9 protein-coding genes and 1 pseudogene are annotated in these 13,315 nt (G+C 59.3%); 2 read left to right on the forward strand and 8 right to left on the reverse strand.

Annotated elements, in window-relative coordinates:
- Positions 1–396, forward strand: a pseudogene (locus tag M9H71_RS21260) (IS5/IS1182 family transposase); the annotation flags it as partial.
- A gap of 175 nt (positions 397–571) precedes the next feature.
- On the opposite strand, the gene M9H71_RS21265 reads toward M9H71_RS21260, so the two are convergent.
- Positions 572–1,186: a response regulator transcription factor gene (locus M9H71_RS21265; protein ID WP_181418943.1), complete on the reverse strand. Its 615-nt coding sequence runs from the start codon at positions 1,184–1,186 to the stop codon at positions 572–574.
- A gap of 949 nt (positions 1,187–2,135) precedes the next feature.
- Positions 2,136–2,498, reverse strand: coding sequence for a YidB family protein (locus M9H71_RS21270; protein WP_013502957.1), 363 nt, complete (start codon positions 2,496–2,498; stop codon positions 2,136–2,138).
- A gap of 865 nt (positions 2,499–3,363) precedes the next feature.
- Here M9H71_RS21270 and mscL point away from each other — a divergent pair.
- Positions 3,364–3,774, forward strand: a complete 411-nt coding sequence (gene mscL, locus M9H71_RS21275; RefSeq protein WP_013502958.1) for a large conductance mechanosensitive channel protein MscL — start codon at positions 3,364–3,366, stop codon at positions 3,772–3,774.
- A gap of 900 nt (positions 3,775–4,674) precedes the next feature.
- On the opposite strand, the gene M9H71_RS21280 is transcribed toward mscL, so the two are convergent.
- The 6 genes from M9H71_RS21280 to M9H71_RS21305 form a co-directional block, all read right to left on the reverse strand.
- Positions 4,675–6,660, reverse strand: a complete 1,986-nt coding sequence (locus tag M9H71_RS21280; RefSeq protein WP_455406901.1) for a cache domain-containing protein — start codon at positions 6,658–6,660, stop codon at positions 4,675–4,677.
- 145 nt (positions 6,661–6,805) lie between these two features.
- Positions 6,806–8,224, reverse strand: coding sequence for a methyl-accepting chemotaxis protein (locus M9H71_RS21285; protein WP_082315530.1), 1,419 nt, complete (start codon positions 8,222–8,224; stop codon positions 6,806–6,808).
- A 54-nt stretch (positions 8,225–8,278) separates the two neighbouring features.
- Complete coding sequence (locus M9H71_RS21290; protein ID WP_455406902.1) at positions 8,279–8,668, reverse strand: hypothetical protein; 390 nt, start codon at positions 8,666–8,668, stop codon at positions 8,279–8,281.
- Between the two features lie 51 nt (positions 8,669–8,719).
- Complete coding sequence (locus tag M9H71_RS21295) at positions 8,720–11,152, reverse strand: methyl-accepting chemotaxis protein (protein ID WP_455406940.1); 2,433 nt, start codon at positions 11,150–11,152, stop codon at positions 8,720–8,722.
- Between the two features lie 74 nt (positions 11,153–11,226).
- Complete coding sequence (locus tag M9H71_RS21300; protein ID WP_455406903.1) at positions 11,227–12,249, reverse strand: sugar ABC transporter substrate-binding protein; 1,023 nt, start codon at positions 12,247–12,249, stop codon at positions 11,227–11,229.
- 61 nt (positions 12,250–12,310) lie between these two features.
- Positions 12,311–13,237: an ABC transporter permease gene (locus M9H71_RS21305; protein WP_455406904.1), complete on the reverse strand. Its 927-nt coding sequence runs from the start codon at positions 13,235–13,237 to the stop codon at positions 12,311–12,313.
- Positions 13,238–13,315: the final 78 nt, after the last annotated feature.

The raw sequence follows: 13,315 nt of genomic DNA on the forward strand, positions 1-13,315 counted from the left end.
ACTCCCTTCGACGGACACACGCTCGGGCCGATCGTCGCAGACCTGCAAAATCTGACCGGTGTCGAGGTCCAGCGCATCCATGTCGACAAGGGCTATCGCGGCCACAGCTATCCCGACCGCTTCAAGGTCTGGATCTCCGGCCGGGTCCGCAGCGTCACCAGGACCATCCGCCGCGAGATGAAGCGCCGCACCGCCGTCGAACCGGTGATCGGTCATCTCAAGGCCGAGCACCGCATGGGCCGCAACCACCTCAAGGGCCGCCACGGCGACCGCATCAACGCCGTCCTCGCCGCCGCAGGCTTCAACTTCCACCTGCTGCTGCGCTGGTTCGAGCGGCTCTTGCGTGCCCTGCTGTTGATGCTGTCGCTCCGCCCCGAAGCCGACCGCCACCCCTAAATCAATCCGATCCAGCAAACTTCACGGACGACTACGTCAATTTGACACCTCGGACTTGTACGAGGTAGCGGCCCAGAGACCGAACAGACGTTCAATTTGCACGCTCACGAGATCGATCAGCAAGACCAGACTGGGATTACTGATCGGAAGCCGACAAAGCTCCGATCCCGTTCCGTCATGCCGATGCCACTCGTTCTTCCGCAACTGTTACGGTATCGGTAGCCAAAATGAGGAGTTGCGTGGAGCTTCTTGCTCCACACTTACGCATGATATTCATACGATGATATTCTACGGTACGATGACTAATTTCCATCGTCTTGGCAATTTCCTTATTGGTGCTCCCGCTCACAATTAGGTCGAGCACTTGCTTTTCACGCATTGTAAGCTGTCTGAACGATGTTCGCGGCACAACTTGTTGGGGCGCCCGCGTTTCAATGGCGCTCTTGATCTTGCCCACCAATTGACGACGATCTATCGAGCTGTCCACGAAATCAAATGCACCAAACTTGATGGCCTTCACTGCGGATCTGATCGACGCGCGGCTCGACATGGCGATAATCGGAGCAGCGCATCCAATCTCTTGCAAAATCCGAAGCACTTTAAAGTCGACCTTGTCCGCGACAGTGAGATTCACGAGCAGGCAGACAGGTTGTCGATCTCTCGCGGTGCTGATCAGCGCCGGCACGTCCGCGAAGAAGACGGCCGCGAGACCAGCCTCCAATAGCAGCTCGCAAATCTCGTTGGATCTCGTCAACCTGGAACCGAGGATATAGACTTCGTCGCTCGTCATGGCTCGCCGACCGCTCAACAATATCATTATTACTCTAGCTGATTCGCGCCTTGTTGCGTCGCGTAGCAAGGCAGCGCTGGGCGCTCAAATTCGGCACTTCTTAGACGGTCGCCGCATCCTGATGAAAACTGCGCCCTACCCGTCTTCGTGCGGAGCCAGGTAACCTTCGTTGCGCACCCCGCCGCGCGGAGCCAGATCGCCCGCGCTGCGACCCGCGGGCCGTTACGCGTCGATTGACAACCAAATCGCAGATGCGACAGTCGTGATGTCAAATGAAAGCGACGCCGAGACGAAAGAGCGTCGGACCCTGCTGCAGAAGATGTTGGCACAGAGATCATCTCGCTGAACAACGTTTGCCGGCGTCATCGTGAGCCAGACTCGCAGCATTACACCGAGCCGCCCCGTCGTCCGGAGTCAGTCCGCGCCTTCGTATTGTTCTCGCGCAACGCCGGGGCGTGGAACGCTGCTCGCCTTGTTGATGCAAGCTGCCTGCGTTCGATGTTTTACGAGGCGACGGAACATGCATCAGGACAGTGCTGTTGAAATCTCCTCGCGGCAGATACATGGCGATCAGCGTTGACTACGCTTGATTGTCAGCGTTGTTCTAACGCGCGTTGAGAAAAATGGTTCTGGGCGGCGACGCGTTGAGATCAGCCGCTAGGCGCATCGATCGTGGAAGATTTGTCCTCGAGCACCGGCAATGCCCGTAATCACGACAGGCGGCGTGCCTGCAGAAGTCATTTGTCGGACTGATCTTCGGGCGGCCCCGCTGACCGAAAGCTTAGACCTGGTGGCCCTTGTCGTCACATATTTGGTGCGGAACTGCAGCACCAAGTAAGCAACCTTGACGATCTCGACGAAAGTGTCGCTTCGTATACACGTGTCCATTGTCTGGGGGCGCAGTCGTCAGTGCGCCCCCAGTGCTTGGCCTTCGATTGGAGAAAGCCTCTCATGCGTTGCTTTCAATCTTTCCTTCAGGGCTCGCCTGATCGACCACCGTCGGCAGATGATCGGCCAGAAATTTCGACACTGCATCGAGCGGAACACCGAACTTGTCGGCAAGCTGCTTGACCTGCTCGTTACCAAGTGCATCGTGAATCTGCTGGGCGGTGACTGGCAGGTTACGGCCGTTGCTCAGCCATGAGTTGACCTGTTCTTTTAGGCCGCCCAATCGCAGTTTGTCGATCAATCCCTGCAAATCCCCGAAATCGGTCTTCGCCAGCGCCTCGGATATCATGGCCGGAATGGCTGCGGTTTCAATCTTGTCGATTGCGCCTTTGATCGCGCTGCCAACGTCGTCGAGAAATCCCATGACTACCTCCTCATCGAATAATCGTGAAGCTACGCGCGCTGAATAGCATTGAGTTTATGCGCTCCGGGCATTTGCGGCAACGCAGAACCCATCGATACATCGGTACCGGAGAGTGGTGGTCCGCCAGTCGCAAATTGACGCGAGACGACTAGGCTATCCAATTCTCGGCTGCAGATTTCGCTCGAAAATTGCGTCTTCGTGCAGGTGAACCGGACGATTAGTCCTTCAAGGCCTTTTGCGATCGATATGCAGCGCTGTGCGCATACTCTCGGTGGCATCACTCCATCATGAGCAAGACCATTCACAATCCCATCGAAGTACCGATCCGCCCGGTATCAGGCCGCTCGCGCCACGGGGGTCACGGCCAACGGCGCAATGATATCGCCTCATCGGCGCCGACCGACTCGGCCGCCAGCCCGAATATCGGTCAAGCGGTCAAGCGGCTTGTCGTTCAGGAATGCCGGGAAACGCCCGCGTCACGCCGTCGCCCTGCTCTCGTAGAGTGCTCTTTGCCAAAATAATGCACAAAGGCCGCTTCGCTTGACTGCAAATCGTGATGGGCCGAATAGTCGGATTCTTCGTCCGATCTTCGACGCTGAGACGGTTCAGGACACGTATCTGACAAAGGGCTGTCTACGGATCCGGCCGGTTCGCGCCAGACTGTGCTGCCGGACACCTCCAAACTACCTTTCTTTGCGGCCGCTTGGGTCGACAGCACCACGGCCGCTTCTCGACCGCCACGCTTGGGCGGGCTGCGCACGAACTGGGCCTGACATAGATTTGACGTAATACCAGACTGTTTCTTCTGTAAGAATGCCATGGCAATCATTTGTGGTGCGCGACTTCAATAATCTGGAGATCACCAATGCTCGATGAATTCAAGAAGTTTGCATTACGCGGAAACGTCGTCGACTTGGCGGTCGGCGTGATCATCGGCGCCGCATTCGGCGCTATCGTAACATCTATTGTGAGCGACGTCATTATGCCCGTCATTGGTGCAATTACCGGAGGTCTTGATTTTTCGAACTACTACACAGCTCTCTCTTCAAAGGTGCAGGCCGGCGTTTCCTACGCCGACGCGAAGAAACAGGGGGCTGTGTTGGGGTGGGGTCAATTTCTCACGGTCACCCTCAATTTCGCGATCGTCGCGTGGGTACTATTTTTGGTAATCAAAGGAATGAACAGATTGAAGAAGCAAGAACCGGTAACTGTTCCGGCTGGCCCCAGCGACGAAGTCAAATTGCTGATGGAAATCCGCGACCTGCTCAAGAAATAGGTCAACTTTTAGAAAGGTCTCGGCAGACAGCGCGCTACATGGCACCAGATCTGATTAGGCTACGATTCTGGCTCGGCTTGGCGCATTCTCCATCTAAACCCGCAACTCGTCTTGAGGGCCATTTTGCAGCAATGGACAGCGAGGGCCGCGTCGCCGCCCCTCGAATTGTCGCTACAGCCCGTTCTCTTGATCCGAAGTGGCGGCACGGACCATTCCAGCAAACAATCCGAGCGCTTCATCCAAGCCATCTTTGCAGCCAATGGTGTTGTCTTGACAAGCCTCAACACGCCCGCCCCGATTGCGTATTTCTACCAAGTTGAACGATCGTTCTTGACGCTCTAGGCTTTCGTCGAAAATGGAAGCTGTGATGGTTTCTGGGTCGGTAGACTATTTGCGTGATACGGCGGAGCGTTGTCGTCAGTTGGCTGGCGTGACGGAGAGCCGGACGATGCTCCGCCTTCTCGCGCTGGCTGAGAGGTTGGACGATCTTTCACGGCAACAGACTGATCTTGTCCGCTGCGTCGCCGCCGGACATGAATATGGATCCAATTCAGTCAAACACCAGATCCGGGTTTGAATTGAACATCGAGATTCGTTCAACCATGACCTCGACCGACACAACGGTCTGGCAGGTTTCGCACTGGAAGATCTTCGATCTATTCGAAATCCTGTCGACGAGTTCGACCCGGTGCATCGGCCGAACGCACTTCGGACAATGACTGTCCTGCTTCATCGGTACTTGTCCGTCTATCTTGAGCGCTCCTGGCGGCCGTGACGATCGCTCATGCAGAAACGGACGGGTTGTCATCGCATTCCAGAATTCACCAGTCTGACCGCATGGCGCCGGAGTTTCGGGGGCGAGCAGCTGCACCGCCCCCAGACTCCCATCGGTTGCACACCTCAAGACGCCCGTACGGTACTCAGAAATCTACCGACTTCCGCCTTCAGACGGTTACTGTCTTGCGACAGCGATTGCGCTGCAGACAAAACCTGGGCGGATGCTGAACCGGTTTCGCTCGCGCCGCGCTGCACATCGACCACATTTGAGCTGACTTGTCCGGTGCCCTGCGCCGCCTGCTGAACGTTACGAGAGATTTCCTGTGTGGCCGCACCCTGCTCTTCCACCGCGGAGGCAATGGTCGACGCGATCTCCGAAATCCGAGCGATGGTACCGCCGATCGCCCGGATATCTTCGACGGATTGATCAGTGGCGGCCTGGATACCGCTGATCTGCTGGCTGATCTCGCCAGTCGCCTTAGCCGTCTGCTCCGCTAATGCCTTGACCTCCGACGCAACTACCGCAAACCCGCGTCCAGCGTCCCCCGCCCGCGCGGCCTCGATGGTGGCGTTCAGCGCCAACAAATTCGTCTGACCAGCGATCGTATTGATCAGCTCGACAACGTCGCCGATCCGAGATGCTGCCGACGACAAGTTTCCGACCCGCTCGTTCGTCTCTGTCGCCTGCGCCACTGCCTCGGCCGCGATCTTCGCGGACTCGTGAACCTGCCGGCCAATCTCACTCACCGATGAGGCCAGCTGCTCGGTTGCTGAAGCCACCGATTGGACATTTGCGGATGCCTGTTCGGACGCCGCCGCAACCGTAGTCGTGATCTCCTGCGCTCGGGTTGCCGTCGCAGTCAGGGTCGTGGCCGATGCCTCCAGTTCCGTCGATGCCGACGAAACGGTGTTGATGATCTCGCCGACCGCCCCCTCGAAATGATCGGCGAGCTTCTGCATTTCGCGCTTTCGCTCCTCCGCCAGACTCTGATCCTGCCGGGCTTTGGCTTCAGCCTCGCTCTTTGCCTTGTCGATCGCCTTCTGCTTGAAGTCTTCAACTGCAGCGGCGACCTCACCGATTTCGTCGCTCCGGCCGAGACCCGGTGGCACCACCGAGAAGTCGCCCTCGGCAAGGCGTTTCATGCCAAGCGTCAACGCCCGCAATGGGTGCGAGATGCTACGACTGAGCAGTGTTGCTGCACCCATCGTAAGCACCAGGACTGCCAAACCAATGCCCAATGACCACTGCCGAGCGTCGCTCAACGCGTGAACGTAAACGTCGCGGTTGACGCCGAGCGCGGTGAACCCGATCGCATCGCCGGCATAGTCTTTGACCGGAGCGAGCACGATGGCTTCTTCAATACCCGCGACATTGATCAAGAGATCGGCCGACCTCTGCCGCATCGCCGAAGTCATTTGTTCAGCATCGAAGGAAGGGTCCGCTGCAAAAGTTGACGCGAACCGCTTGAACCCCTGCGGTGCTCTTAGAAACAAAGCAACATCGGCCCCGGTACTTTGTTTGAAGGTCTGGAAGAAGCGATCACCGAGGTTCATGCCGATTTCGAACGATCCGACTTGCTTGCCATCCTTCTTGACCGGCGTGACGCCGCGAATACCGAGCCCTTCGACTCCATATTCCAGCCCCGTGGCCGGCTTGCCCGACTCGTTCGCAAAGACGACCGTCTTCCGGATCGTCGAGAGATCGTCACCGAATTTGCCCACCTTGTGAAGTCTCAGGAACGAGACCGCTGGCGCAACATGAAACTGCATCTGCACCACACCGTGTTCGGCTTTGAGCTGCCTGAAGGACGGCTCAAGCATATGTGTGAGGCCTTCGCGATCCCGATTGGCAAAAAGCTCCTGCACGGTCACGTTGCTCGCAAGTGCGGCGGCGAGCGTTGCTGCACGTCGGGCGTCCGAGGCCATCTGCTGCGTCAAGGAATCCTGAAGTCCGTCCAGCTCGCGCGCGGCTGCTTGCTCAGCCATCCGCTTCGACAGGATAAGGTTGCTGATGGTGGTCGACACAACCGCCAAAATAACACTCACAGCAAGTATCAGCGAAAAGCGCAGCCCGATCGTCAATCGAATGGCATGCTTGGACTCGGTCATGGTTACACCTCTTGGCATTTGCGCCACCCATCACACGCCGACTTCACTTGCACTGTAACTTCATCACAGTCGACATCTTCATGTGCGGCGATCCTCAATTCACGATGAAGATGGTTGCATATTTGACGGCCGGCATTTCACTCGACTAGTTTCGTGGAGTCGTGTTGGTCGATAGACCTTCACCCTCGGCGATCAATTTTGCCATTTCGTCGAGCGCGGCGAAGACTTCAATCGATGCTTGTTCCATCTTGTCCGCGGCGACAACGGCCGCTTCAAAGTCACCTGCGTGATACTTTGCTAGCGCCTCTTTACCAAAAGCATGCACGCGAACATGAGGTTCCTCGATCTTACGATAGGCGGCGCTGCCACGGAGTACCGGATCTTTGAGGTTCGCGTACCACTTGCCGAAGCGACATCCGTGATGGTCCGGTAGGTCGTCGTGGCGCGCATTACCCCGCTCAATCAACGTATCGATCACCTTCTTCTTGAACGTCGCATGGTCGGAGCGTGCTAGCTGGACAAGAATTCGATCATCGATCCTTCCACTCAATTGCTGGAGCCTCGGACCGACCAACTCACCGACTTGGTCGAACGCGCTCGCCAGCCGCTCGATCGAGGCCAGCGCGCTGCTCGACATCGTCGCCGTTGCAGATACGCTTCGATCGACTTCGCCCGTGGCGATTTCCTGCTCCTGAACAATGTTGGCGATCGTCGACATGTTGCGGGTCACTTCCTCGACTGAAGCGGTAATGGTCTTCACCGAAATCCCAGCCTGCTGAACCGCTTGAGTGCCCGCCTGGACAGTCTCACCGCTGGACCGCATCGCTCCGACGATATCCTTCATGCTGTCCTGCAGCAATGCGATACGGTGCCGGATGTCTTCCGTCGCCCTGGCCGTCTGGGTCGACAGAGCTTTCACCTCTCCGGCGACAACCGCGAAACCCCGGCCTGCCTCGCCGGCGCGTGCGGCTTCGATGGTTGCGTTCAGCGCGAGCAGATTGGTCTGGCTTGCGATCGCCTCGATCGACTTGACGATGCCGGCGATCTGGTCGATGGCGCCATTGAGCGTCCCCACCTTATGTTCAAGCTCACCGACTGCGGTGGCCGACTCCGTGATGCAAGTGACCGCCCGATCCGCTGCACTGGCGCTCTCGCCAACACGGTCCTGGACTTGGACCGCCTCTCTCGCGACTTCACCCGTGGCACGACTGATCTCACTGATGGAGGCGACCATCTCGCTGACGGCACTGGCAACGGCTTGGGTGCGACCACCTAAATCCGTCATGTCGGCTTTCATCCGTGCGATCGCCAGCAAAGGAGCCGTCTGTGCAACCCAAATATCCGCAAGCATCGACAGGGCGCTAAAGGAGTTGTCCTTGACCAATGTGACCAACGGTTGCAGTGCACGGGCGTATTCATCATTGCCTTCGACAACGTCTCTGTAGTCACCGCGCCGCATCGCAGCGACGTGTCGATAAAGTTGATCGAGAGAGGCCGCTCGAGGAACGTCCGCAGCTTGCGACTGGGCTTTCGAAGCCACTTTCCGCCAGCGATCTTGCAACATGTATTCCCCCGTTAGATGGATTCTACGACTACTCGTCGGATCATTCCGCCTGTGTCAGCTGTTTGCGGCCGGCGCAGGACCGATTTCAGACCTCTCCCTTGCCGCATTGCGAGCCGGGACAAGTTCCGCCTCCGAAAAGTTCGTCAGCAGACTGCGAAAATCACTCGTTCGCTGAGCAAGCAATTCAGTCGCAACTACAAGACCAACTCGGGCCTCGTTGATGCTTCTTCTCATGTCGTCTCTTGCGTTGTCGTCTTCAATCGTTGACAGCAACGTCGCCATCTTATCGAGGTCACCCCAAAGCCGAGCAACACTAGCCTGACAGCTCATGCTCCCTTCGACGATGGCAGCTCCCGAGGTTGACACCCGCTCCGCCGCCGAAGCGCTCGACGGCGATTCGGGGCGCTTCTGCCTACGCAAAGCCAGTTCGATGATTTTGGCCATGATCAGTACTCCTAGACATCGGATCGGTAACCGGGCTCGGCTACACCGAAATCAAGCCGAGCGCACAGTTTGCAGGAATAGACCGACCTCATCCTTCAGGCGATTGCTGTCGCGCGCCAAGGATTGTGCGGCGCTCAACACCTGATTCGAGGCCGCTCCAGTTTCGGTGGCGCCGCGTTGGACATCGATGATGCTTGCGGACACCTCCTGGGTGCCTTGGGCGGCCTGCTGTACGTTACGTGAGATCTCCTGGGTCGCTGCCCCCTGCTCCTCCACCGCCGATGCGATCGTCGCGGCAATCTCCGACATTCGGGAGATCGTTGCACCAATCTCCTGGATCGCTGTGACGGATTGACCAGTCGCGGTCTGAATACTGCCGATCTGCTGGCTGATCTCGCCGGTTGCCTTGGCGGTCTGTTCGGCCAGCGCCTTGACCTCTGCCGCGACCACGGCAAACCCGCGACCTGCGTCACCGGCACGAGCGGCCTCGATCGTCGCATTCAGCGCCAACAAATTGGTTTGACCGGCAATCGTGTTGATCAACTCGACAACATCGCCGATCCGCGCAGCTGCGGTCGAAAGGTCACCGACGCGTTCATTGGTCGTGTGGGCCTGGACCACTGCTTCCCGTGCGATACGCGCCGACTCCTGGACCTGACGGCTGATCTCATTCACCGACGATGTCATTTCTTCGCTGGCCGACGCGACCGACTGGACATTGGTGGTCGCCTGCTCGGAAGCCGCGGCGACCGACGTGGTCACCTCTTGCGCGCGCTGTGCGCTCGACGACAACGTCGTGGCAGATGCCTCAAGTTCGGTCGAGGCCGACGATACCGTTTGGATCACCTCGCCCACAGCGCTCTCGAATTCACTTGCGATTCGCTGCATGTCGAGCTTGCGTTGATGTGCGGCGCGCTTTGCGGTGTCCTTCTCTTCCTCACGATTGAAGAACAGCTTGTTCTGCATCGCCTGAAGGTTGCGCAGCGCCACGCCCGCCTCGTCGTCGCGATCGATCTCGACGCGGCTGTCGAACTTACCCTGGGCGATGTTGTCCATCACAGCGTTGAGACGTCCGAGCGGTACGGTGATCGCCCGGGTGGTGAACAGGCCATTCAGGATGCCGAGCAGAAGACCCAGCGCCAGCAGACCCAGCGACACCGCGAGCATGATCGCGTACTCCGACTGCCCGGCATCGTATTCTTCCTTAGCGACCCGCATCTGCAGCGCGATCAGCTTGTCGAGATCAGACTTGGCAGCATCGAACGTCTCCCGCGCTTTGCCGATCACCAGGCCGCCGAGCTCGTCAATCTTGCCAGCCTCGAGCAGTGCGACGCCCGGACGGATCGCCTCCTCGACATAGGCTCGGCGCTTACCGGCGAATGAATCGGCGAACTGCTTTTCCTCCGGAGTGAGATAGGTCGCCATGTATTCATTGAAAAGCTTGGTGATGGTCTCGACGTTCTTGGACACGCGTTCCGAGACACCGCCGACCGGCTGGCCGGCCTTTGCGCGGATCACCGCGCCCCGCAGTGCCATCCCGTTGTCGAGCATGCGATTGTTGATCTCGGAAAGTTGCTGCAGCGAAACCGCGCGATCCTCGAACACTGTCTTCAGACGCGCGTCAATGCCATGTACCGCATAGATGCCGGCGGCGCCGATGATCGTCATGATCATGGCTTGCATCGCGACCAGCGTCGTCATCCGGGCCTTCAGGCTCCGGTTGTTCTGCCGCGCCGCGTAAAGGATGCCCGCGAACGACGCCAGCATGCCGGCGAGCACATAGGCCAGAAACAACGAACGCTTGACGTCGATGCCGGCGTGGCGCGCCGCCTTGCGGCTCGATCCGACCGCCATGATGTGGACGCCGGAACGGATCCGCGTCAGGTAGAGATGGCCGATCAAGCCGACCACGATCAGAAACACCATGTTGATCGGAATGCCGAACAGATAGCCGGTTCCGAGGTAATCCCAGGCCTCGCTGTCCGACGACGCGCTCGCCAGATCAATCGCGTAGAGGCCGGTCAGCTTGTTGTAGGCGGCGCGGAGGATGATCAGCACCACCATGGTGGTGAGGAACGGGCGGGTCTTGGCGTAGGCGATCAGGCCGCCATTGACGGCGCCGATCAGCGCGCCCCATGCCAGCACGGCGACGATCGCGAGCGGCAACGGCCACTCCCGCACCATCAGCAGGTAAAGCGTGAGAAAGTCGGCCATGGCGAACACCGCGCCGACCGACAGATCGATGCCTCCCGACAGGACCGAGATCGCCATCGCCATCGCGACGAAGCCCTGCTCGGCGAAGCTGCGCATCAATTGCTGCAACTGCGGGAGCGAGGTGTAACCCGGAATCGTGAGCAGGAATCCGACGAACACCAGGATCAGCAGCGTGAACGGAACGATCGGCTCCATCCAGCGCTTTTCGAGGAGTTCGCCGAACCAGAGCTGCGGAGAATATCGATACCAAAGGCGGCGCAGTGCTTGCATCACCGTTCACATCCGATCCGCGGACGCCCAGCCAAGGGCGTCCGTCAACAGCACCATGATTGCGGAAGTCGCGCCTATTCCTTCGGCACGATGAAGCAGTATTGCCGGTCGTCCTTGCCCGAGACCCAGTAGTTGGTGGTGTAGTAGGCAAGCTGCGTGCTGCCGGCCGGCCGCGGATCCTGCAGCAGGGTCAGCACCGCATTGACGATCGCTTCGCCCTGGGTGTCGGCGCGGTACGACAGGTTCTTGGTGAACAGCCCCTGTTCGAGCATGTCGCAGTCGGCCGGCTGGCCGTCGCTGGCGACGAAGATCTTCACCTGGCCCTGCTTTCCGGCATTCTTCACCACCTGCGCGGCGCCGGCGGTCTGCGGTCCCCAGACGCTCAGGATGCCGCACAGATCCGGATGCTGCTGCAGGACGTTGGTGACGATTTCGGAGGCCTTGTTGGCGTCCCAGTTGGTCGGTTGCGACGACACCACGTTGATAGACTTGTCGCCCTTGAACACCTGCATCGCCGCCTTGACCATGTCGAGCGAATACGCTGCGGTGGCTTCGCCCTGCAGGATCGCAATCTTGCCCGATCCCTTGCCGCCACCGCAGGTCTTCACCACCTCCTCGGCCAGCATGCGGCCGAGCTTCGGCACATCGGCGCCGACGTAGGCGTCGGTGAGCTGGTTCGACGCCATGTTGACCTGAATGACCTTGATGCCGGAGTCCATCGCGCGCTTGAGCTCGCGCGCCAGCAGCGTGGTGGTCGGGTTCTGCACGATGAGGATGTCGGGCTTGTCGTTGATCAACGAACTGACCGCCTGGAGTTGAACGTCGGACTTCAGGTTGGGATCGCGCATCACCATCTTGATGCCGTAGTCGTCGAAGTGGGCCTTCATCACCCGCGTCCACTCGGATTCGAGGACGCCGAGCCACACCGGCACCCACGCCACGGTCTTGCCTTTGACCGCCTTCTGAAACTTCTCGAACAATTGGGCGCGGGGATCGGCCGCTTTGGCGTCGCCGAGCGCCCCGAGAAGGACGCCTGCGACGGACAGTCCGGCGACCAGCGCCCGAACAGCGGGAACAACCGCTCTGTTGGCTCTCATTTCGTTTCTCCGTTGTGCTGAAGGCTTCGCCTTCTTGGTTTTTGATTTTTCGTCTTTTGGTTCAGTCGCCCTGCTTTGCGGTCTCCTCGTCGCGCGGATGGATGTAGCTGTCGAGGATGATGGCGAACAGCAGGACTGCGCCCTTGATCATGTCCTGGGTCTGGATATCGAGATTCATGATCGTCATCGCGTTGAGCAGCACGCCGATCAGCAGCGTCCCGGCGATGACGCTGAGAACGTTGCCGCGCCCTCCGACCAGGCTGACGCCGCCCAGCACCACGACGAGGATGACGTCGAAGATGATGGTGGATTCGACGATCTGCAGATGCATCAGCGAGGTCGAGCCCACCATGATCATGCCGCCGACATAGCCGATCGCCGCGCACAGAGCGTATTCGAGCATCGTCAGCGGCCGGGTCGCGATGCCGGTCAGGCGGGCCGCCTGCGCGTTGTCGCCGTGCGCATAGATGAACCGACCGAGCACGGTCCGGGACAGAAACAGATGCAGCAGGACGGCGCAGATCACGAATGCGACCAAAGGCACCGGAATGCCACCGACCGTGGTGGCGCCGAGCATCAGGATCCAGTCGTGGCCTGGCTTGAGGAACACCTGATAATGCGGCACCACGAGCGCCCTGGTGACGCCCAGCACCACCAGCCCCGACGCCAACGTGGTGAACAGCGCGGGAATTTCGACCACCGACACCAGGATGCCGTTGGCGACCCCGATCAGGATTGACAGCAGCAGACCGAAGCCGATCGCGAGCGCGGCCGGCCAGCCATCGTTGATCATCGAGACCGCGATCGCACTCGAGCACGCCAGGCTCGCGATCAGCGACAGGTCGATTCCCCGCCCGATCACCACCACCGCCATGCCGAGCGCCAGAATGCCGAGGATCGAGATATTGCGCGCCAGCGTGAAGAAATTGCCGAGAGTCAAAAAGCCGGGCAACACAGCGCTGAGCACGACCAGCAGAATCAGGGTCACGCCGAGCACCATGACCGCCTGGCTCGGTTTATAGCTCGGCCGACTCCGGCCAGCCGATATCGCCTCGCTGGACACGTC

This window comes from Rhodopseudomonas parapalustris, assembly GCF_053772255.1.